Origin of the sequence: Micromonospora antibiotica, assembly GCF_017599305.1 — a bacterium.
GTDB classification, from domain to species: Bacteria; Actinomycetota; Actinomycetes; order Mycobacteriales; family Micromonosporaceae; genus Micromonospora; species Micromonospora antibiotica.
On record NZ_JAGFWR010000008.1, the window covers coordinates 159440 to 180700 of the forward strand.

19 protein-coding genes and 2 tRNA genes are annotated in these 21261 nt (G+C 72.4%); 13 read left to right on the plus strand and 8 right to left on the minus strand.

The window, feature by feature from the left end:
- Positions 1-30 precede the first annotated feature (30 nt).
- Both JQN83_RS16635 and nudC read left to right on the plus strand, forming a co-directional pair.
- On the plus strand, positions 31-1356 hold the full coding sequence (locus JQN83_RS16635) for a M16 family metallopeptidase (protein ID WP_208568060.1): 1326 nt from the start codon (positions 31-33) through the stop codon (positions 1354-1356).
- Complete coding sequence (gene nudC / locus JQN83_RS16640; RefSeq protein WP_208568061.1) at positions 1353-2300, plus strand: NAD(+) diphosphatase; 948 nt, start codon at positions 1353-1355, stop codon at positions 2298-2300. The genes JQN83_RS16635 and nudC overlap by 4 nt, the downstream gene beginning before the upstream one ends.
- Before the next feature lie 49 nt (positions 2301-2349).
- Here the strand turns inward: nudC and JQN83_RS16645 are convergent, their stop codons facing one another.
- The 3 genes from JQN83_RS16645 to JQN83_RS16655 form a co-directional block, all read right to left on the minus strand.
- Complete coding sequence (locus tag JQN83_RS16645; protein WP_208568062.1) at positions 2350-2619, minus strand: hypothetical protein; 270 nt, start codon at positions 2617-2619, stop codon at positions 2350-2352.
- A 240-nt stretch (positions 2620-2859) separates the two neighbouring features.
- The gene (locus tag JQN83_RS16650) at positions 2860-3078 is read right to left on the minus strand and encodes a DUF397 domain-containing protein (protein WP_208568064.1); all 219 of its coding nucleotides are present in this window, start codon (positions 3076-3078) and stop codon (positions 2860-2862) included.
- 75 nt (positions 3079-3153) lie between these two features.
- On the minus strand, positions 3154-4128 hold the full coding sequence (locus JQN83_RS16655) for a helix-turn-helix domain-containing protein (RefSeq protein WP_208568065.1): 975 nt from the start codon (positions 4126-4128) through the stop codon (positions 3154-3156).
- 234 nt (positions 4129-4362) lie between these two features.
- Between JQN83_RS16655 and JQN83_RS16660 the strand changes: the two genes are divergently transcribed.
- The gene (locus JQN83_RS16660; protein ID WP_208568066.1) at positions 4363-5703 is read left to right on the plus strand and encodes an MFS transporter; all 1341 of its coding nucleotides are present in this window, start codon (positions 4363-4365) and stop codon (positions 5701-5703) included.
- A gap of 65 nt (positions 5704-5768) precedes the next feature.
- Here JQN83_RS16660 and JQN83_RS16665 read toward each other — a convergent pair whose 3' ends face one another.
- On the minus strand, positions 5769-6011 hold the full coding sequence (locus tag JQN83_RS16665) for a mycoredoxin (RefSeq protein ID WP_208568067.1): 243 nt from the start codon (positions 6009-6011) through the stop codon (positions 5769-5771).
- A 90-nt stretch (positions 6012-6101) separates the two neighbouring features.
- Between JQN83_RS16665 and JQN83_RS16670 the strand changes: the two genes are divergently transcribed.
- The 3 genes from JQN83_RS16670 to JQN83_RS16680 all read left to right on the plus strand — a co-directional run bounded on the left by JQN83_RS16670 (position 6102) and on the right by JQN83_RS16680 (position 9158).
- A complete protein-coding gene (locus JQN83_RS16670) occupies positions 6102-8279 on the plus strand; it encodes an ATP-dependent DNA helicase UvrD2 (RefSeq protein WP_208568068.1) in 2178 nt (725 codons plus the stop codon).
- A 124-nt stretch (positions 8280-8403) separates the two neighbouring features.
- Positions 8404-8661, plus strand: coding sequence for a hypothetical protein (locus JQN83_RS16675; protein ID WP_208568069.1), 258 nt, complete (start codon positions 8404-8406; stop codon positions 8659-8661).
- 131 nt (positions 8662-8792) lie between these two features.
- Positions 8793-9158, plus strand: coding sequence for a WhiB family transcriptional regulator (locus JQN83_RS16680; protein WP_208568070.1), 366 nt, complete (start codon positions 8793-8795; stop codon positions 9156-9158).
- A gap of 328 nt (positions 9159-9486) precedes the next feature.
- Here the strand turns inward: JQN83_RS16680 and JQN83_RS16685 are convergent, their stop codons facing one another.
- The 3 genes from JQN83_RS16685 to JQN83_RS16695 all read right to left on the minus strand — a co-directional run bounded on the left by JQN83_RS16685 (position 9487) and on the right by JQN83_RS16695 (position 12478).
- Positions 9487-10818, minus strand: coding sequence for an ABC1 kinase family protein (locus tag JQN83_RS16685; RefSeq protein WP_208568071.1), 1332 nt, complete (start codon positions 10816-10818; stop codon positions 9487-9489).
- Positions 10819-10926: 108 nt separating this feature from the next.
- Positions 10927-12006, minus strand: coding sequence for a ThiF family adenylyltransferase (locus JQN83_RS16690; RefSeq protein ID WP_208568072.1), 1080 nt, complete (start codon positions 12004-12006; stop codon positions 10927-10929).
- A 304-nt stretch (positions 12007-12310) separates the two neighbouring features.
- Complete coding sequence (locus tag JQN83_RS16695; protein WP_007464795.1) at positions 12311-12478, minus strand: DUF5679 domain-containing protein; 168 nt, start codon at positions 12476-12478, stop codon at positions 12311-12313.
- 509 nt (positions 12479-12987) lie between these two features.
- Here JQN83_RS16695 and JQN83_RS16700 point away from each other — a divergent pair.
- Positions 12988-13518 (plus strand): M48 metallopeptidase family protein, encoded by a 531-nt coding sequence (locus tag JQN83_RS16700; RefSeq protein WP_208568143.1) that lies wholly within the window; start codon positions 12988-12990, stop codon positions 13516-13518.
- Positions 13519-13675: 157 nt separating this feature from the next.
- Complete coding sequence (locus JQN83_RS16705; protein WP_208568073.1) at positions 13676-14278, plus strand: hypothetical protein; 603 nt, start codon at positions 13676-13678, stop codon at positions 14276-14278.
- A 108-nt stretch (positions 14279-14386) separates the two neighbouring features.
- Here the strand turns inward: JQN83_RS16705 and JQN83_RS16710 are convergent, their stop codons facing one another.
- Positions 14387-15616, minus strand: coding sequence for a zinc-dependent metalloprotease (locus JQN83_RS16710; protein WP_504739805.1), 1230 nt, complete (start codon positions 15614-15616; stop codon positions 14387-14389).
- A gap of 182 nt (positions 15617-15798) precedes the next feature.
- On the opposite strand from JQN83_RS16710, the gene JQN83_RS16715 reads away from it, so the two are divergent.
- The 5 genes from JQN83_RS16715 to JQN83_RS16735 all read left to right on the plus strand — a co-directional run bounded on the left by JQN83_RS16715 (position 15799) and on the right by JQN83_RS16735 (position 21235).
- Positions 15799-16812, plus strand: coding sequence for a YlbL family protein (locus tag JQN83_RS16715; protein ID WP_208568075.1), 1014 nt, complete (start codon positions 15799-15801; stop codon positions 16810-16812).
- Positions 16813-16929: 117 nt separating this feature from the next.
- Positions 16930-19926, plus strand: coding sequence for a UPF0182 family membrane protein (locus JQN83_RS16720; RefSeq protein ID WP_208568076.1), 2997 nt, complete (start codon positions 16930-16932; stop codon positions 19924-19926).
- A gap of 245 nt (positions 19927-20171) precedes the next feature.
- A tRNA-Met gene (locus tag JQN83_RS16725) sits at positions 20172-20245 on the plus strand.
- 392 nt (positions 20246-20637) lie between these two features.
- Positions 20638-20711 (plus strand) — tRNA-Met (locus JQN83_RS16730).
- Between the two features lie 254 nt (positions 20712-20965).
- Positions 20966-21235: a hypothetical protein gene (locus tag JQN83_RS16735; RefSeq protein WP_208568077.1), complete on the plus strand. Its 270-nt coding sequence runs from the start codon at positions 20966-20968 to the stop codon at positions 21233-21235.
- Positions 21236-21261 lie beyond the last annotated feature (26 nt).

Genomic DNA, 21261 nt, shown 5'->3' on the forward strand with positions numbered 1-21261 from the left:
AGCCCCGCAGTCGCGAACGGAGACAACGCAGTGACCGTCAACTCCCGGGCGCTGCCGGCGCTCGGTCCGACCCGGCGGCTCAAGCTGCCCAAGCAGGCCGAGCGCAGGCTTCCCAACGGGCTCACCGTGCTCGCGGTACGCCGGCCCGCCGTCCCCCTGGTCGAGTTGCGGCTGTGGATGCCGTTCGGCCGGACCCACCTGGCCCGGGGGGCGATGCTCGCCGAGACCGTGCTGGCCGGCACCGGCACCCTCACCGCCACCCAGATCGCCGCCGAGTTGCAGAAGGTCGGCGGTGGGCTGTCCGCCGGGGCCGACCCGGACCGGCTGATGCTCTCCGGTGCGGGTCTGGTCACCGGGTTGGACCGGATGCTGGAGATCCTGGCGGACGTGCTGACCGACGCCAGCTACCCGGCCGACTGGGTGCAGACCGAGCGGGACCGACTGGTGGACCGGATCCAGGTGGCGCAGAGCCAGCCGGCCCACCTGGCCCGTACCGCGCTGCTGCGGCGGATCTACGGCCGGCACCCGTACGCGGTGCAGACCCCGGAACCGGACCAGGTCCGCGCGGTCCGTCCGGCGGCGCTGCGCCGGCTGCACGCCGAGCGGGTGCACCCGGCCGAGGCGGTGCTGGTGCTGGTCGGCGACGTGCAGCCGGAACGCGCGTTGGACGCGGCGGAGAAGGCCCTGGCCGGCTGGACCGGGGACAGCCGGGGTGCCGCCCTGCCGCCGGCACCCCCGCTGGAACCCGGCCCGCTGCTGCTGGTGGACCGGCCCGGTTCGGTGCAGTCGTCGCTGCGGATCGCGCTGCCGGCGGTGCCCCGCACCCACCCGGACCACGCCGCGCTGCAACTGGCCAATCTGATCTTCGGCGGTTACTTCTCGTCCCGTTGGACGGAGAACATCCGGGAGGACAAGGGGTACACCTACGGCCCGCACTCGTCGGTCGAGCACTCGGTGGCCGGGTCGGTGCTGGTCGCCGGGGCCGAGGTGGCCACCGAGGTGACCGGCCCGGCCCTGCTGGAGACGACGTACGAGCTGGGCCGGCTGGCCTCGGTGCCGCCCGGGGTGGACGAGTTGGAGCAGGCCCGCCAGTACGCCCTGGGCACCCTCCAGCTCGGCATCTCCACCCAGGCCGGGCTGGCCGCGTTGACCAGCGCGTACGCGGGCAGCGGGCTGCGCCTGGACTTCCTCGCCGAGCACGCCGCCCGGCTGGCGAAGGCCACCGTCGAGGACGTCGCCGAGGCGGGTGCCCGGTATCTTGCCCCGGCGCGGGCGGTCGTGGTGGTGCTCGGTGACGCCGAGCGGGTCGCCGGACCACTGTCCGCCCTCACCCCGGTGCGGACGGAGTCGGCGTGAGCGGGGAGGCCGCGCCCCCGCTGGCCCGGTCCACGTTGGACCGGGCGGCGCACCGGCGTACCGACCCGCAGTGGTTGGCGCAGGCGTGGCAGCGGGCCCGGGTGCTGGTGTTGGACTCGACCCGGGACGGGCGGGCGCTGGTGCACACCGAGGCGAACCCGCCGGTGCTGGTGCTGCGGGAAGCCACCGAGGTCGGCCCGCCGGGGGAGGCGTACCCGCTCTTCCTGGGGGTGGAGCCCGACGGGGTGCCGGTCTTCGCGGTGGACGCCCCGCTCCCCGACCTGCCGGGCACCCGGGCGGCCAACCTGCGGGAGATCGGCCACCTGCTCGACGACCGGGACGCAGGGATCTTCACCACGGCGCTCGCCCTGGTCAACTGGCACCTGGGGCACGGCTGGTCACCCCGGTCGGGGCACCGGACCGAGGTCGCCGAGGGCGGCTGGACACGGGTGGGCACGGACGGCCAGCGGATGTGGCCGCGGACCGACCCGGCGATGATCGTCCTGGTGCACGACGGGGTGGGTGGACCTGACGGTCGCTGCCTGCTCGGCAACAACGCCACCTGGCCGCGTACCCCGGGGCAGCGGCGGTTCTCCTGTCTCGCAGGCTACGTGGAGCCGGGGGAGTCGGCGGAGGCGGCCGTGCTGCGCGAGGTCCGCGAGGAGGTCGGCGTCGGGGTCGAGCGGATCACGTACGCGGGCAGCCAGGCCTGGCCGTTTCCCGGCTCGCTGATGCTGGGCTACCTGGCCGAGGCGGACCCCCGGGAGCCGGTGCGGGTCGACCCGACGGAGATCGCGTACGCCCGGTGGTTCACCCGGCGGGACATCGGCGCGGTGCTGGCCGGTCGGGCGGTGGACGCCGGGGAAGGCGACCGGGTGCTCCTGCCGCCGCCGTCGTCGATCGCCCTCTTCCTGATCCACCGCTGGCTCGACGGGCACTGCTGACCGGTCGGGTGCCGTGCCGACGCCGTGCGGGTCTGCCGACGGAGGTCGGTCAGCCGGGCGGGTGTTGCCTGCGGGAGCGTCGGCCCGGTTCGTCGAGCGGAAGCACCTTGACCCGCTGCCGGCCGGCGCGGACCGCGCCCACCGTGGACAGGGCGCGGGCCAGCAGCAGGGCAGCGTCCCGGTCCTCGGCGTGGACGGTCTGCCGGCGGAACTCCGGGGTGGTGGTTTCGTTGCGTAGGCAGCCCCCGCCGGCCCAGGCGGCGGCGAGGTCGATGTCGGCGGCGGTGCGGATGTCGGTACGAACGATCAGGAAACGCATGGCTGTCTCCGGACGGACCGCGGGTGGCCGGTACGTGGTGGAACTTCCACGTCACTGAATCGTCATGTTACGCCCGCGCGGGGTCCCAGCAAGTGAAACGCGGCGATCGACCGGGTCCCTGTCCGATCATCCGATGCCTGGTCAGACCGGTTGCCGTCGGGGGATGACGGGTTCGGGGACGCCGGACGACGGTGGGGCCGCCGGCAAACCTGCCGACGGCCCCACCCTGAGCGACCGGGATCAGTCCAGTGCGAACTGTCCGTTCTTGGTGCCAGCGAGGAAGCCGAGCCAGCCGGCCCTCGGGAACAGCAGCACCGGGCCGTTCGGGTCCTTGCTGTCCCGCAGCGCCACCTCGACCGTCGCGGTACGCAGGTGGGCGACCTCCACACAGTTGGAGGTCTGGCTGCGGGTGCTCTTGTGCCAGCGCGCGTCGGCGGGCACGGTCTGGATCTCGTTCATGGTTCTGCTCCTGCTTTCTGGAACTGCCTCGACGGAACGAGCGGCGGTCGCCCGGCCCCGGCGGATCGGTGTTGGTCACCGTTCCGTCAGGCGCCCCGGTTGCCGGCGGCGTTGGGCCGGCGCTGCTGTCGGTCCCGGAGCCACCACGGACGAGGCCGCCGTGTCGGTCAGCCGTCCCGTTGCCGCGAAGAGCCAGGTAAGGGTGTCCGATGCGGAGAGCGCCGCCGAGCAGAGCCACTCAAATGCCACTTTATAGCGATTTACCGTGGATACCTCGGTCGACATGACGTCGATGAAGCCTCCTTCGATCGCCAACGTCTCCGGATCCTGCGAATCGGCGAACCGGTAGAGCGAGAAGGCCGTCGGTGGCAGGTAGAACTCCCCGATCCGGGTGTCCCGCAGCAGCAGGTGCAGGGTCACGTTCGGCAGCATGGCCAGCTCGCAGAGGTGGGCGAGCTGCTCCCGCAGCACTTCCGGCGGGCAGGCCCGCCGGCCCAGCGCCGCCTCCTCCAACACCGCCGTGTACCGGGGTCCGTCCGCCCGGTCCAACAGGGACTGCCGGCCCAGCCGGGCCTTGACCTCGGTCTCCGGGTCGTCCCCGGGCGGCTCCGCCGACTCGGCGGCGGCGGCTTCGGCCGAGAGGATCCGCAGCCGGGCGTACCCCTCGGTCTGCAGGAGCCCCGGCACCAGGACCGGGTTGTACTCACGGATCTGGGCGCACCCCGCCTCCAGCTCCGCCCAGCCCAACTGCTGCTGCGTCATCACCGGGTACGACTTGCGCCAGGCGCGCATGTCGCCGGCCTCGTCGGTGATGGCGAGCAGTTCGTGGCGCAGGTCGGCGGTGGCGCCGTAGAGGTCGAGCAGGACGCTGACGTCCTCCGGGTCGGGCCTGCTGCGGCCGTTCTCTAGCCGGGAGAGTTTCGACGCCGACGCCCAGCCGATCCGGTCGATCACCTGGTCACCGGTGAGTCCCGCCGCCTCGCGCAGGCGGCGCAGGTCATTGCCGAGCCTGCGTCGGCGCAGGATCGGACTCGGTACGGCTGGAGGCACGGTGTCCTCGATTCCGTCGACCGTCGCGAGACGCGACGGTAACTGTATGAAATTCGCCCCCCACGGTCAGTATGGACGTCGCGACCGGCGTCGGAGGTCCCGACGAGGGCGTGTCTTGCGTCAAAAAGAGGACTGTGGAACGTGCCGGCCGAGCCCGGGGACGACGTCGTCCCAGCTGGCGGCAGTTCCCCCGTACGCGTCCACCGGACGCCACCCCCCGCCGGAGGGAACCCCATGCGCACCGTCCTGCGCCGCCCCGACTTCCGACTGCTCTTCGTCGCCCTGCTGGCCAGCATGGCGGCCGAGTCGCTGCTGCTGCTCGCCCTCGCCATCTGGGTCAAGGATCTGACCGGCTCCGACGGGCTGGCCGGCGCGACCATCTTCGCGATCATCGCGCCGATGATCCTGGCCCCACTGATCGGTTGGGTCGTCGACCGCTACCGTCGCCGACCGTTCTTCGTGGTCGCCAACCTGGGCACGGCGCTGGTGCTCAGCCCGCTCTTCCTGGTCCGCGACCGGGCCGACGTCTGGATCATCTACGTGGTGGCCGCCTGTTACGGGTTGTCCTACCTGACGTTGCACGCGACCCTGAGCGGGCTGCTCCGCCAGATCGTGCCGAGCGAACTGCTGGCCGACGCGAACGGGGCGTTGCAGACCGTCCGGCAGGGCCTGCGCCTGGGCGGTCCGCTGGCCGGGGCGGCCCTGTACGCGGCGGTCGGCGGCTGGCTGCTGACCAGCCTGGCGATGACCGGCTTCGTGGTCGCCGCCGCCGTGGTGGGGCTGCTGCGGGTGACCGAGCACGCGCCCGCCACCGCCACCCTGCGGTGGCCGGCGGAGTTGGGCGCCGGGCTGCGCCACCTCACCCACGAGGCGGCCCTGCGCCGGGCCCTGCTCGGGTACGGGTTGGGCTCACTCGTGATGGGCTTCACCGAATCACTGATCTTCGCGTACGTCGACCAGGGACTACGCCGGGACGCCGCCTTCGTCGGGGTGCTGATCACCGTGCAGGGGATCGGGGGCCTGGTGGGCGGCCTGCTCTCGCCGACGGTCGTGCGTCGGGTCGGCGAACTGGGGGCGCTCGCCGCCGGGGTGACCCTGTTCGGTCCGGCCGCACTGGCCCTGGCCTGGCCGGACCTGCGCCTCGGGGTGCTGGCCCTGCTGCTCGCCGGGCTGTCCCTGCCACTGACCATGGTCGGGCTGACCACGCTGGTCCAGCGGCGTACCCCGCCGGGACTGCTCGGTCGGGTCACCGCGGCCTCCGAGGCGCTGGTCAGTGGGCCGCAGGCGGTCTCCATCGGCACGGGGGCACTGCTGGTCGGCGTGTTCGACTACCGACTGCTCTTCGTCCTGGTCGGGGTGGTCACCACGGTCGCCGGCCTCTGGCTCTGGCAGGGTCGCCGGCTCACCCCGCCTCGGCTGCCCGCCCCGCCGACGCCGGTCCCGCCCGCCCCGGTCCCGTCCACACCGGTCCCGCCCACACCCCCGACGCCGGTCCCGCCCACACCGGCCGCCCACATCCCGGCACCCCGCCGGCCGCTGCCCGATCCCACCATCCACCGGCTCCCCGGTCGCTGACCCCGCAACCGCGGGGAGCGGCCGGCCCGGTGGGGTCGGCCGCTCCCCGCGGCGGGTCGACGGGGTCAGCCCGTGATCGTGGCCAGGTGCTGCATGACCTGGGTGATGGAGGGGTTGGTCAGGGCACTGCCGTCGGCGAAGCGCAGCGTCGGGACGGTCTGGTTGCCACCGTTGACCTTCATCACGAAGTCGGCGGCCTTCGGGTCCTGCTCGATGTCGACCACCTCGTACCCGATGCCTTCCCGGTCCAGCTGCGACTTCAGCCGGTGGCAGTAGCCGCACCACGGGGTGGAATACATGGTCAACATCGTCGGATCCTCCACGGTTCGCCGCGCCCCGGCCCGGTCAGGCCAGGCTGACCGGTACAACACCGGCCGGAGCTGAGATGATTCCTCGCTGTGGTGGTTCACTCAGCGGAGTCGGTCCTCGCCGGGCTGGATCCGGAGCAGCGGTCGGCGGTAACCGCCCCCGCCGGCCCGGTCTGCATCCTGGCCGGGGCCGGCACCGGCAAGACCCGCGCGGTCACCTCCCGGATCGCCCACCGGGTGCTGACCGGGGAGATCGTCGGACGACACGTGCTGGCGGTCACCTTCACCGCACGGGCCGCCGCCGAGATGCGGGCCCGACTCACCGGGCTCGGGGTGCCCGGGGTGCAGGCGCGGACGTTCCACGCGGCGGCGCTGCGTCAGGTGCGCTACTTCGCGCCCCGGCTGCTGTCCGGCCGGGCCATGCCGGAACTGCTGGACAGCAAGGTCCGGGTGGTCACCCTGGCGGCCGCCAAGGTCGGCCTGCGGGCCGACCGGGCCGCCGCCCGGGACCTATCCGGTGAGATCGAGTGGGCCAAGTCGTCGCTGGTCGAGCCGGGGGACTACGTGGTCGCCGCCGCCCGGGCGCTGCGCGAGACGCCGTACGAGCCGGCGACGGTGGCCGAGGTCTTCACCGCGTACGAACGGTTGAAGCGGTCCTCCGGGGTGATCGACTTCGAGGACATGCTGCGGGCCGCGGTGTGGGGCATCGAGGAGCACCCGGACGTCGCCGAGCAGGTACGCGGCCAGTACCGGCACTTCGTCGTCGACGAGTACCAGGACGTCAACCCGCTCCAGCAGCGGCTGCTCGACGCCTGGCTGGGCGGCCGGGACGACGTGACAGTGGTCGGGGACGCCAGCCAGACGATCTACTCGTTCACCGGGGCCACCTCGGCGTACCTGATCGACTTCCCGCGTCGGCACCGGGCGGCCACGGTGGTCCGGCTGGTGCGTGACTACCGGTCCACCCCGCAGGTCGTCGGGCTGGCCAACGCGGTGATCGGGCAGGCCCGGGGCACCGAGGCGCGGCTGCGGCTGGAGCTGCACGGCCAGCGCCCACCCGGTCCCGAACCGGAGCTGCGGATCTTCACCGACGAGCCGGCCGAGGCGACCGCGGTGGCGGCCCGCTGCCGGACCCTGGTCGACGGGGGCACCCCGGCGAAGGAGATCGCCGTGCTGTTTCGCACCAACGCCCAGTCGGAGGCGTACGAGAAGGCGTTGACCGAGGTCGGCGTCCCGTACGTGGTGCAGGGGGCGGAGCGGTTCTTCGAGCGTGCCGAGGTACGCCAGGCGATGGTGGCGTTGCGGGCCGCCACCCGGTCGATCCCGGGCGACACCCCGCTGCCGATCGCCGTCCGGGAGGCGTTGACCGCGGTCGGCTGGGCCCCCGACGCCGCCCCGCCCGGTGGCGCCGCCCGGGAGCGCTGGGAGGCCCTCGCCGCCCTGGTCCAGCTCGCCGAGGAGTACGCGGCCAGCCCCGAGGTGCTGCCGATCGGCGAGGCGGCGACGGTGGAACGTCAGGCGACCCTGGCGGACTTCAACGACGAGTTGGCCCGGCGGGCCGCCCAGCAGCACGTGCCGACGGTGGACGGGGTGACCCTGGCCTCCCTGCACTCGGCCAAGGGGCTGGAGTGGGACGCGGTCTTCCTGGTCGGCCTCTCCGAGGGCACCCTGCCCACCTCGTACGCGCGTACCCCGGAGCAGGTCGAGGAGGAGCGGCGGCTGCTCTACGTCGGGATCACCCGGGCCCGGCAGTGGCTCTGGCTGTCGTACGCCTCGGCCCGCTCGCCCGGTGGTCGGGCCCGCCGGCCGTCGCGGTTCCTGCCCCAGCTGGACCGGACCGGTGGGGGCGAGCGGGCCGGTGCGGGCCGGTCGGGCGGGGTGGCCGGGGCGAAACGGGCGGTGGAACGTCGGCGGACCCAGGTGGTGTCCTGCCGGATCTGCGGCGCGACCCTGCTCGCCGGGGCGGACCGCAAACTGGGCCGCTGCCCGACCTGCCCGTCGGACATTGACGAGAATCTTTACGAGCGGTTGGGTGACTGGCGGGCCCGGGTGGCCGGGGCGCAGCGGGTCCCGGCGTACGTGGTCTTCACCGACGCCACCCTGGTCGCGCTGGCCGAACGGCGACCGGGCCGGGTCGAGGAGCTGATCGCCATCGCCGGCATCGGCCCCCGCAAACTCGGCCTGTACGGCGAGGCGGTGCTGGCGTTGGTGGCGGGCGCGACGGTCGACGAGATCGGCCCGGAGAAAACTCTCGAAATCTCGTCGTAAATTCGTTTGCCCTCGCCCCGTGGCGAGGAATAGCCTCAGGACGCACCTCGGGAGCAGCGCCATTACGGCTGCTCACGGGGGCTGAGTCCGAATCGGCACGAGGAACGTGAGGGAGGTGGCAACCGTGGAGATCATCACTTATGAGCGTCCGGCGGCGATGCCAGCTGCCTTCGCTCCGCTGTCGGCTGTCCGGGTGGCCCTTGCCTCTCCGCGACCGTCGAACCCGCAGGTGCACCAGGTCTCGGTTCAGGCCGAGCTGAACCTGACTGTTGCACCCACTGCGGGAGCCGAGGGGACCAGTGGCTTCACGGGTCTGGGCATTGATGTCGCTAAGCAGCGCATGGATGTCCGCGGCGTTCCACCTCGAGGTAGACCGGTCTGACACTCAGACCACCGGCTCACCTCGAGGCCGCGGAACCCGCTCACCGGGATCCGCGGCCTCAGTTTTTTGCCCGTCGAAGTACGTCGGAATTGCGATCCACGAGATCGAAGTGAGAGAGAGGTGACCGGGAGATGAGTCTGGCGTTGGCCCCCCTCGACGTGAGCGTCGAGCTGGAGGCGAACCTGCCCTGCCGGAAGTTCGACCCCGACCTGTGGTTCTCCGACTCGCCCACCGACCTGGAGCTGGCCAAGTCGCTCTGCGGGGACTGCCCGCTGCGCGTCGAGTGCCTGGCCGGTGCGGTCGAGCGGGCCGAGCCCTGGGGCGTCTGGGGCGGCGAGATCTTCGAGCGTGGCGCGGTCGTCCCGCGTAAGCGGCCCCGGGGCCGTCCACGCAAGGAGGACCTCGCCCGTGACGCGGCCCTTCAGGTCGAGGCCGAGGCGCGGATGGCGGCCAGTGGTGTGGCCACCTCGCGCAGTGCGGTCCGGCTGGCAGCCTGACCTACCCGATCCGTTCCACCCACCCGCCGATGACCATCGGCCGCGAGAAAGTTGACCACGATGCTGCACCTGCCGAACGGAACCGAGATGCAACTACTCCACGAAGCGTTGTCCCGGGCTCGAATGCGCCAGCCTCAGGCCGGTCGTACCACCACGAGCACTGAGGCGCACCGTTCTGCCCGTACCGTCGCGATGAGCAGCCGGAGCCAGTCGGCTCGCGACCTGGGCGTTCTCTAGGACCACCTGCGATACGCGGGGGCGGTGACCGGGTTCCGGTCACCGCCCCCGCGTCGTCCGTCGGCCGGGCCGGCCCGCCGCCGCGCGTCGGTCAGGCCACCGGGGCGAAACCGGGCAGCCAGCGCTCCAGGATGCCCCGGTAGGGCGCCTTCGCCTCCAACTGGCAGAGCACCCCGATCGAGCCCAGCGTCACCCGGTGGATGAGCAGGTACGACGGCGGCAGGTTGAGCTGCCGGCTGAGCTGGAAGGCGGGCGACTTCGGGCTGGCCAGCCGGGTCGCCTCGGCGCGGAGCCAGGCCCGGGTGAACCGGAACTCCTCCTGCGCCACCGGGTCCAGCATGGGCCGGATGTAGTCCAGCAGCGCCTGCGCGTCGATCGGCTCGGTCGCCTTGACGAAGCCTTCCTCGCGTAACCCGGCGACGACCGCGTCGGCGTCGCCACGCAGCGACAACCCGAGCAACCGGCCGATCGGCTCCGGGGTGCCCTCGGGCATCCGGGCCACCGCGCCGAAGTCGATCACACCGAGCCGGCCGTCGGGCAGCAACCGGAAGTTGCCCGGGTGCGGGTCGGCGTGCAGCAGTCCGGCCCGGGGCGGGGCGGACAGGTGCAGGGTCGCCATCAGCCGACCGGCGGAGTTGCGCTGCTCGTCGGTGCCCTCCCGGATGATGTCGGCGAGCGGTGTCCCCTCGATCCACTCGGTGACCAGGACCCGGGGCGAGGCGGAGAGCACCGCCGGGATGAAGATCTCCGGGTCGTCGGCGTACGCGGCGGCGAAGGCGCGCTGGGACTCGGCCTCCAGCTCGTAGTCCAACTCCTCGGTGATCCGCTCCCGCAGTTCGGCCAGGAGCGGCTTGACGTCCAGGCCGGGTTGGATGGCCCGGAACATCCCGCCCAGCCGGGAGAGCTGCTTGAGGTCGGCGAGCAGCGCGTCCCCCGCACCCGGGTACTGGATCTTGACGGCGGCGGACCGGGACACCCCGGTCTCCGGGTCCCGCCACACCGCCCGGTGCACCTGGCCGATGCTGGCCGCCGCGGCCGGGGTGTCGTCGAACTCCACGAACCGGTCCCGCCAGTCCGGCCCGAGCTGCTCCGCGAGCACCTTGTGCACGCTCGCCACCGGCAGCGGTGGGGCGGCCTCCTGGAGCTTGGTCAACGCCTGCCGGTAGGGCGCGGCGATCTCGTCAGGCAACGCCGCCTCGAACACCGACAACGCCTGGCCGAACTTCATCGCCCCGCCTTTGAGCTGCCCGAGGACGCTGAACAGCTGCTCGGCGGTGCGTTGCTGGATCTCGGCGGAGATGACGTCGGAGGCGATGCCGGTGACGCGTTTACCCATCCCGAGGACGGTCCGACCGGCGAAGCCGAGCGGCAGAGCGGCGAGCTTGGCGGTCCGGGACACGGCGCGGCGCGGGATGTCGGTCACCTGGCCATTGTTACCGACTTCCCGGCCCCGCTGCTGCTCCAAGCTGGGCTGGGTCGGCGCATACCCCATTCCGCGGGCCCGGTGGGACTCCCACCGCGCTCCCACCCGTCACTCCGGGCGGCCGGGACCGGAGCAGGAACAGCCGGGGTGCGGGGCCCAGGCCCGACGTCGGAACCGGCCGGCCGACCCGATCTCCACCGCGCAGCCCACCGTCTCCGGGGTGCCCCCGTCGACCTGGGCCAGGGCCTCGGCGACCGCATAGCCGACGGCGCTGAGCAGGGTGGCCGTGCCGCAGGACCGGTCGGCCGGGCCGGTGGCGAGCTGCGCGGCCAGGCCCGGCCAGCCCGGGTCGCGATCGGTGCGGTGCAGATCCAGGCAGTGCAGGCAGGGGCCCACCGGTGGCCGGACCAGGGGACCGACCACCGGCACCCCCTCCCGGAGGGTGAGCAGCAGGTGCGGTTGGCGACGGCGGGCGTACCCGGTGGCGAGCAGGTCCGTCGGGCGGTCCGTGCCGAGGTGCACCACCAGGGCGACCGGGCGTCGGCCGGCCGGGTGGGTCCGGGTGCCCGGGGCGGTGCGGGCGACGGCGTCCCGGACCGCCTCGGTGAGCGGTCGCCCCACGTCGGTCGCGGCCAACCCGGACCCGACCAGGTCGACCGGGTCCACCGGGCCGGTCAGCTCGGCCGCCACGTGCCCGACACCGGCCTGGGCCAGGGCCACGGCGACCGGTGCGCCGAGTCGGCCGGCCCCGGCCACCACCACCCGGGCGGCGCGTCGTCGGCGGAGCACCTGGGCGGGGGTGCCGGGCAGGGCGGGCGCGGCCAGGGCGAGTGCTGCGGCCTCCGCGGCGAGCCGGAGCCGGTCCGGGCCGGTCAGCTCCCGGGGGAGCAGGGTGTGCGCCGGTACGACCAGCCCGGCCGCGTGCAGCGTGTCGATCAACCCGCGCGCCTGGCCGGGGTCGACCTGGGCGTGCACCGCGTCCGCGAGGACGCCGCGGACGCTCCGGGTGCCGTCAAGCAGGTCGAGTAGCCGGGTGACCCGCGAATCGGTCACTTCCAGCAGCACGGCCCGACCCGGGTTCAACCCCAGTTGCAGGGTGTGCCGGTCGCGCCAGAGCCGGGTCAGACCCGGCACCAGTACGGGGCGGAGCAGTGCAGCGTCGCTGGGTGCGGGAGGAGAGGGGGTCATGATGACGAATCGTGACCGAATCCCTGCGGTGAGTCGATCGTTGTCCACAGGTGCGCAGCGCCAGATCCAGCGTTGTCCACAGGAGTCGGCGGGTTATCCACAGCTCACCGCGCGTCATGTCGGGCAGCTGACAGATCGCCCGGCAGGTGAGCGGGCGGCTGCTGTGGGCCGGCCGGCCGGTGGGCGCTGCCCTCCGATCGGCGGGCGTCGTCGCGGATCGGTCGGCCGGTCGTCTCCGTGGGCTGGCTGGACGTGCCGGAGGGGCGGCCGACCGGCCGCCCCTCCCGCGTCGTACCCGGACGGGTCAGACCTTGGCCTTGCCCAGGATGCGGTTCACTGTTGTGCCGCACACCGGACACTTGCCCTTGGCCATGTTCATCCCGGTCTTCGAGACCTCGACGTGCCCCTCGAAGTCCCGCTTCTCCTTGCACTTCACGCAGTAACCGTTGTAGGTCTGGGCCTGGTCGGCCACGGTAGCCTCCTCGTCTCGTCCGCCGGACACGTCGGTCCGGCGGTTCTCCCGGCGGCGGGCCACGCGGGGCGCGGCGCCGGGTCCTTCTCCGCGGCCACCCACGTGACCGCCGGTTGGCGGACCCTACCCAGCTCTGGGCGGTTCCATGTCAGCTGTGCATCGACACTGTGAGCAAGTCGACGTCGAGAGTGTGCATCCCGAAATAGGCGGGATAAGTGAGTTTGCCGGGGACACGCCGTGTGGAGTGCCAGGGGAGGTCCCCCGGACGGGGGTGCGGCGACGCTACCGGAGCTGATCAACTACGGTGGAGGTCGCGCCCGGTGGGGGGTGGTCGGTCTCGCCACGAAGGGTGACGAGGGTCCAGCCTCATGGTCACCACCAGTTTTTTTCGGACTCCTTACTACTAACCCCCATTTTCTGGGCGCGTGTCGGGGTGTTGACCCTTGCGGACCCCTGGTCAGTACGCATTAGCTTTCCCTCGTGGCAGGAAACCACGGCTGCGCGGCCCACTGATGGCGGCGCGGAAGCCAGTCGTCGAGGTACGGCGCAGTCAGCGCCGGCGACGGACGGTGTCCGCCTACCGGGACGGCGAACGGGTCGTGGTGCTCATCCCGGACCAGTTCTCCCGCGCCGAGGAGAGCGAGTGGGTCGACCGGATGCTCGCCCGGCTCGCCGCCCGGGAGGGCCGGTTGGCCCGCAACGACAACGAGCTGCTCGACCGGGCCCTCCGCCTGATCAACCTGTACCTGTCCGACCAGGGCGGAGAGACCCTGCCGGCCAGCGTCCGGTGGGTCACCAACCAGAACGGCCGATGGGGGTCCTGCACCCCCGCCGACCGGACCATCCGGATCTCGCACCGGCTCCAGGACATGCCCGAGTGGGTGCTCGACTACGTGCTGCTGCACGAGTTGGCGCACCTCATCGTGCCGAGCCACAACGCCCGCTTCTGGGCCCTGGTCGGCCGGTACGCCAAGACCGAACGGGCCCGGGGCTACCTGGAGGGCGTGGCCGCCGCCTCGGCCGTCCCGGTGGCCGGCTGACCGCCACCCCCGTCGACCGTCCGGCCGTGGGTCGATCGACTCCTCCAGGTGCAGATCGACTCGTCCAGGTGCAGGTAGCGGGGTCCGCCGGGCGTCGACGCCACCACTTCGGCCCACAGGAGTCGATCACCCACAGGGTGCCCACTACAGTCGGGGAATGCTCCGACGGGTGGTGGTGGCGTTGCTCGCTCCGGTCGCCTGGTCGCCGCCCGGCGTCGAGCTGACGCGCTGGCGTACCGCGCTGGCCGAGGACGTGGTGGACCTGTTCGCCACCCTCGCCGAGGTGGAGACCGCGCTCGCGGTCACCCCGGCCGACCGCTGGCTGGCCGACGCGGTGCGCTGGCCCGACACCCCCGTGTACGAGGTGCCCGAGCCGACCGTCGACGCCGTGCTGGCCGCCCTCGACGGGTACGACCAGGCTGCCGTGGTCGCCGCCGACGCCCCCGACCTGCCGGGGCTCACCCTCGGCAAGCTGCTCCGACCGCTGACCAGTCGACCCGTCGCCGTCGCCCCGGTCGAGGGCGGCGGCCCCGGGCTGCTCGGCGTGGCGTGCCGGTTACCCGTACCCGGCTGGCTGCCGGCGCTGGACCTGGACGCCGCCGGGCCGGCGGACCTGCGGCGCGCGGCGCCCGCCCCGACCGACGTGGCGGTCACCCCCGGCTGGCACCGGCTGCGCGGCCCGGCCGACCTGGCCGCCCTCGACCCGGCCGTCGAGGGCTGGGAGGCGACCCGCGCCCTGCTCTCCGGCCACCGCACCTGACCGGCCACCGCACCTGACCGGCCACCGCACCTGACGGCCAACGGCGACCGGCCGGGCCTGCCCGGGGATCGGGCGGGTCCGGCCGGTGTCGCGGCTGGTCCGCAGCGGTCAGGGCCGGTCGGTGTCGCCGTCGGTGTCGTCGGGGCGGGGACGGTTGCCCGGCGCCTGCTCCTCGGGGCCGCCGGGGGCGGTGAAGTCGAAGGTGGCCAGCTCGTCGTCGAGATCCGTCGAGGTGGTCGCGAAGGCCACCGGGTCGGCGAAGTCCGCGTCCGACGGGAGCAGGTCGGGGTGGCCCCAGACCGCGTCCCGGCCGGCGATGCCCCGGTGCTCGGTCAGCGCCGCCCAGAGCGCCGACGCCTCCCGCAGCCGGCGCGGCCGCAGCTCCAGGCCGACCAGCGCGGCGAAGGTCTGCTCGGCCGGCCCGCCGGCCGCCCGGCGGCGACGGAACGCCTCGCCGAGGCGGACCACGTTGGGCAGCCGGTCGGCCGCCGCGCTGTCCACCACGTGGCAGACCCAGCCCTCGACCAGCGCGAGCGCCGTCTCCAACCGGGCCAGGGACGCCTTCTGCGCCGGGGTGTCCTCCGGGGTGAAGATCCCCTCCAGGGCGATCGCCTGCATCGACTCCGGGTCGGTCGGGTCGACCCGGCCCATCGCCTCCTCGATCGCCTCCCGGTTGACCCGGATGCCCGACGCGTAGTTCTCCACCGCGGTCAGCACGTGCCCGCGCAGCCACGGGACGTGCTCGAAGAGCCGCTGGTGGGCCGCCTCCCGCAGGGCCACGTAGAGGCGTACCTCGTCCTCGGGCAGCTCCAGGCCCTCGCCGTACACCCGGATGTTGGCCGGGATCAGCGCGGCGGTGCCGGCCGGGCCGAGCGGCAGGCCGATGTCACCGGCGGAGAGCACCTCGGCGGCGAGCTGCCCGAGGGCCTGACCGAGCTGGCCGCCGAAGAGCGCGCCACCCAGGGTGGCGACCATCGACTGCATCGGGCCGAGCTGGGCGCGGGCCTCCGGCGGGACCAGGTCACCCATCGCGCCGACCATCCGGCTGGCGACCGGGTCGCAGAGCTTGCGCCAGACGTCGAGCGTCTTGTAGATCCACTCGTTGCGGTTCCACGCCACGGAGAGGCGGATGCCGGTCGGCCAGGCCGACGCCGGCTCCAGCCAGAGGTCGGCCAGCCGCAGCGCCTCCTCCACCGCGTGCCGCTCGTAGGGTGAGGCCATCGGGTCACCCGTGGCCGCGAGCTGGCTGGCGGCCACCTGGCGGGCCAGGTCCCAGTTGACCGGCCCGCTGCCCGGCGCGGAGAGCAGGTGCTGCAACTGCGACATGAACTGCTGTATCTGCGCGGGATCGTTGGGGTCTGGTGGTTGCCCACCCGGGAGCGCGAAACCGAACGGAATATCAGGCACGACGTCTACGGTACGCGCGCCGCGCCCCTGGTAGCCGCCGTCGGCGTTGCGCTGAGGGCGAAGTCCGCCGTAGCCTGCCGGACCCGCCGCCCCCGGTCGGTACGCTCTGCCGCATGAGACGTCGTGGCGTGACCGTCCTCCTCGGTGCTCTGCTCACCACCCTGCTGAGCATCGGCGTGCTCGGAGCGCCCATCCCGTACGTGGTGCTCGGCCCCGGGCCGACGGTGAACACCCTCGGCACCTCCGACGGCCGGGAGGTCATCCAGGTCACCGGCCGGGAGACGTCCACCTCCGCCGGTCAGCTCCGGATGACCACGGTCGGCGTGCAGCCGACGGTGAAGCTGCGTGCCGCGATCGTCGGTTGGCTGTCGAAGGACGAGGCGGTGGTCCCCCGGGAACTGGTCTACCCGCCGGGCGAGTCGCAGGAGGAGGTCGAGAAGCGCAACGCCGAGGACTTCCAGAACTCGCAGAGCAGCGCCGAGACCGCCGCGCTGGTCAAGCTCGGCTACCCGGTCGAGGTGGTGGCGAAGGAGGTCGCCGCGGACGGGCCGGCGGCCGGCGCGCTCAAGGCCGGCGACGTGGTCACCACCGTCGACGGCGCGAAGGTCACCTCGGCGTCCCGGCTGGTCGAGCTGGTCCGGGGCAAGCCCGCCGGCACCGCGCTGACCATCGGGTACGTCCGCGACGGCGCCCCCGGCACCGCCACCGTGACCAGCCGGGAGTCCGACGGCCGACCCCGGATCGGGGTGGTCCCCGACCAGCGGCAGCCGCACCCGTTCACCCTGAAGATCGACCTGAAGGACATCGGTGGTCCGAGCGCCGGACTGATGTTCGCCCTCGGCATCATCGACAAGCTCAAGCCCGAGGACCTGACCGGTGGGAAGGTCATCGCCGGCACCGGCACCATCGACGACGAGGGTCGGGTCGGCCCGATCGGCGGCATCGCCCAGAAGCTGGTCGGGGCGAAGAAGGCCGGGGCCAAGGCGTTCCTGGTGCCCGCCGACAACTGTGCCGAGGCGGTCCGCAACCCGCAGCCCGGCCTGCCCATGCTCAAGGTCGGTTCGCTGGACGAGGCATTGACCGCGTTGGACGCCCTGCGCGCCGGTGCGGAGCCGGCCCGCTGCTGAGGGCGGGCACGCCGGACCGGCCGGGCACGACCTGACCCGTGACGTTCAGGAACACCCCGTACTCTGGGTGCCTGTCCGGAGCCGATCACATCGAGCGTGCGGAGCCAAACAGTGGCCATGCGTAGCAGCCCCCTGCCGAGGATGAGTCGGCGCGGACGCGTCACCATCGGCGTCCTGGTCGGGGTGTTCCTCCTGTTCACCCTTCTGGGCTGGGGGGTGCAGGCGTGGACCGACTGGCTCTGGTTCGACGAGGTCCGCTACACCCAGGTCTTCACCGGTGTGCTGCTGACCCGGACGCTGCTCTTCCTGACCGTCGGGCTGGGCCTGGCCGCGTTCGTCGGCGGCAACCTGTGGTTGGCGTACCGGCTGCGGCCGACGTTGCGCCCACACTCGCTGGAGCAGGCCACCCTCGAGCGGTACCGGATGCTGCTCGCCCCCCGGATCGGCACCTGGATCAGCCTGACCGCCGTGGTGCTCGGCCTGTTCGCCGGGCTCTCCGCGCAGGGCCGCTGGACCCAGTGGCTGCTGTTCCGTAACGGTGGCGACTTCGGCGTCAAGGACCCGGAGTTCGGCATCGACGTCGGCTTCTACGTCTTCCAGTTGCCGTTCTGGCGTTACCTGCTCGGGGTCGGCTTCACCGCCGTGGTGCTGGCCCTGATCGGCGCGCTGGCGGTGCACTACATCTTCGGCGGGGTGCGCCTGCAGGGCGTCGGCGACCGGATGACCAACGCCGCGCGGGCCCACCTGAGCACGCTGGTCGCGGTCTTCGTCCTGCTCAAGGCCATCGCGTACGTGCTGGACCGGCGGGCCATGCTGCTGGAGTACAACGAGGGCGCCAAGCTGTACGGCGCGGGCTACGCCGACGTCAACGCGTTGCTGCCGGCGAAGGAGATCCTGGCGTACATCTCGGTGGTGGTGGCGATCGCCATCATCGTCTTCTCCAACGCGGTGATGCGGAACCTGGTCTGGCCGGGCATCTCGCTGGCCCTGCTCGGGGTCTCCGCCGTCGCGATCGGCGGCATCTACCCATGGGCGGTGCAGACCTTCGAGGTCAAGCCGAGCGCCCGGGACAAGGAGGCCCCGTACATCCAGCGCAGCATCGACGCCACCCGGGCCGCGTTCGACATATCCGAGGTGCAGACCAAGGGGTACGCGGCCAGCAACCTGGTGCCCCCGCCCAGCCTCGCCACGGACACCTCGGTGGTGCCGAACGTCCGGCTGCTCGACCCGCAGCTGGTCTCCGAGACGTACACCCAGCTCCAGCAGGTCCGGGGGTTCTACGACTTCGGTCCCAAGCTGGACATCGACCGCTACTCGGTGGAGAACAAGACCTCCGACTACGTGGTCGGGGTCCGGGAGATCAACTACGGCGAGCTGACCGACCAGCAGAACAACTGGATCAACCGGCACACCGTCTACACCCACGGCTACGGCCTGGTCGCGGCCCCGGCCAACCAGGTGGTCTGCGGCGGGCAGCCGTACTTCGTCTCCGGCTTCCTCGGCGAGAAGGCCCAGGAGGCGTGCTCCTCGCAGGCCGAGCAGATCCCGGCCAGCCAGCCGCGGATCTACTACGGCGAGCGGATGCAGGCCGACGACTACGCCATCGTCGGGCAGACCGAGAAGGGCAAGAACGCCGAGTTCGACCGGCCCACCCCGACCACCGGCGGCGAGCAGTACTACACCTACACCGGTGAGGGCGGCGTCGAGATCGGCTCGTTCACCAGGCGGCTGCTCTACTCGATCAAGGAGCAGGAGACGAACTTCCTGCTCTCCGAGGCGGTCAACGACAACTCCAAGCTGCTGTACGTGCGTAACCCCCGGGACCGGGTGGAGAAGGTCGCCCCGTTCCTCACCCTGGACGGCGACCCGTACCCGGCGGTGGTGGGCGGCAAGGTCCAGTGGATCATCGACGGTTACACCACGGCGGCGACCTACCCGTACGCCGAGCGGATCAACCTCCAGCAGGAGACCACCGACGAGCTGACCAACCGGGGCACCTTCCAGCTGGCCCGGGAGAACGTCAACTACATGCGCAACTCGGTGAAGGCCACCGTCGACGCGTACGACGGCACGGTCCGCCTCTACGAGTTCGACGACGGCGACCCGGTGCTCAAGGCGTGGAACAAGGCGTTCGGCGGGGACCTGGTGCTGCCCAAGAGCGCCATCCCGGCCGACCTGGCCGCGCACTTCCGCTATCCGGCTGACATGTTCAAGGTGCAGCGCAACCTGCTCACCAAGTTCCACGTCACCAACCCCGGCGACTTCTACTCCGGCCAGGACTTCTGGCAGGTGCCCAACGTGCCGGACGCGCCGGACAGCGGGCAGAAGCAGCCGCCGTACTACCTGTTCACCCAGTTCCCCAACCAGGACGCCCCCCGGTTCCAGCTGACCTCGGCGGTCACCCCGAACGGCCGGCAGAACCTCGCCGCGCTGATCTCCGGGTCGTACGTCGACGGGCAGCCGAAGCTGGAGGTGCTGGAGCTACCGGACCAGACCCGGATCTCCGGCCCGGTGCAGGTGCACCAGCAGATGACCAACAACGCGACCATCCGGACCGAGCTGAACCTGCTCTCCTCCAACCAGGCGCAGGTGCAGTACGGCAACCTGCTGTCGTTGCCGTTCGCCGACGGGATGCTCTACGTCGAGCCGGTCTACGTCAAGAGCAACCAGCAGGACGCGTACCCGCTGCTGCAGAAGGTGCTCCTGTCCTACGGCGACGGCGGCTCGTACGTGGTCCTGGCCAACAACGTCAGCGACGGCATCAAACAGCTCGTCGAACAGGGCAAACGGGCCGGGCAGGGGAGCACCCCGCCGCCGAGCGGCGAGACGCCACCCCCGCCGACCTCCCCTTCGGCGTCGCCGTCGGCCTCACCCTCGGCCGGGGCGGGCAGCCCACCGCCCAGCGGTGACCTGGCTGCCGCCGCCCAGCGGGTCCAGACGGCGATCGCCGAGGTCAAGGCCGCGCAGGCGTCCGGTGACTTCGAGCGGTACGGCCGGGCGTTGAAGGCGCTGGACGAGGCGATCACCGCTTTCCAGCAGGCTCAGCAGGGCAACCCGGCGGCTCCGTCCGGCGGCAACCCACCCGCCACGCCGGCACCGTCCTCCGGCGGCTGACCCACCCGCTCCCGCGTCGACGGGCCCCACGATCCGAGTCGGGATCGGGGGCCCGTCGCCGTTGCGGCCGGTCGCCCCGCCACCGGCGACGCCGCTGCCCGTCCCCGGCGCAGGTGGTACGCGACGCGGAGGGCGACGGCCGGTGTCGGTCGAGCTGCGCCGGGCCTGATCCGCAGGGCCCACGGTGACCCGTCCGGGGCCGTTTTGCGGGCCCGGGGGTCGGTGCGCTACGGTTAACCAGGCGACGCGGGGTGGAGCAGCTCGGTAGCTCGCTGGGCTCATAACCCAGAGGTCGCAGGTTCAAATCCTGTCCCCGCTACTGTTCGACAGGCCCCGGAGTTTCTTCTCCGGGGCCTGTCGTTTTCTCTCTGCGGGTTCCCTCGTCGACCCACCGGTCTGTGGGTCTTCCACCGGTTCTGCGGGGCCGTTGCCGGCTCCCCTCGTTCGTTGCCGGCTCCCCTCGTTCGTTTCCGGGTTCACGAAGTTGCCCGTCGGGGGTGGGCAGCCCGATCAGATTGCGTTTACGCGCATCCTCATGGGCCTGTCGACTCTCCAACGGCAATCTGATCCCGCTGCCCGGTGACCGTGCCCCGACACCCTGGAGCCGTGGAGCCGTGGTGCGGCGTGGTGGGCGGGGGTGAGCTGGGCGGATGGCGGATTGGGGGGCCGGCTGATCTCCGCCTGGCGGGTGGGTTAAGCTTATCCAGCCGACGCGGGGTGGAGCAGCTCGGTAGCTCGCTGGGCTCATAACCCAGAGGTCGCAGGTTCAAATCCTGTCCCCGCTACTGTTACGACAGGCTCCGGAGTTTACCCTCCGGGGCCTGTCGTCGTCTGTGGCCCGTCTCCGGCGACCCGCCCGTCGCCTCCGGCACCCCGGCCCAGCCCCCAGGCCCAGCTCCGCCCGGGCGGAGCGGGCAGCGGTGGGCGGAGCTCAGCCCGGGCAGCGGCGGGCGGAGCTCAGCCCGGGCGGTGCTGGCAGCGGCCGGGTGGGCGGGTGCTTCGGGGTGCCGGACTTGCTCTCCTCGGTCAGGATGAGGGCATGTCTACTGGGATCAACAAGTCAACTGCCGTGACGTGGTGGGGCCGGCTGAGCGCGGTGTTCGGCGCGGTCGTCCTCTCGGTCTTCGTGCCGGTGGCCGCGTGGGCGTCCACAGGCACCGGCGAACTGGTGGTGGAGGCCGCCCGTCGCCGGTCGAGGGGCGGTGGATTCGGCGTCATCGGGCTGCTCTGCTGCCTGGTGGTGGTCGGCGGCATCGTCCTGCTGGTGGTCCTGCTGATGCGCAACCGCCGCAGCCGTCCGCCGCGCTGATCCGTCACCGGGCCCAGGCGGCCCTG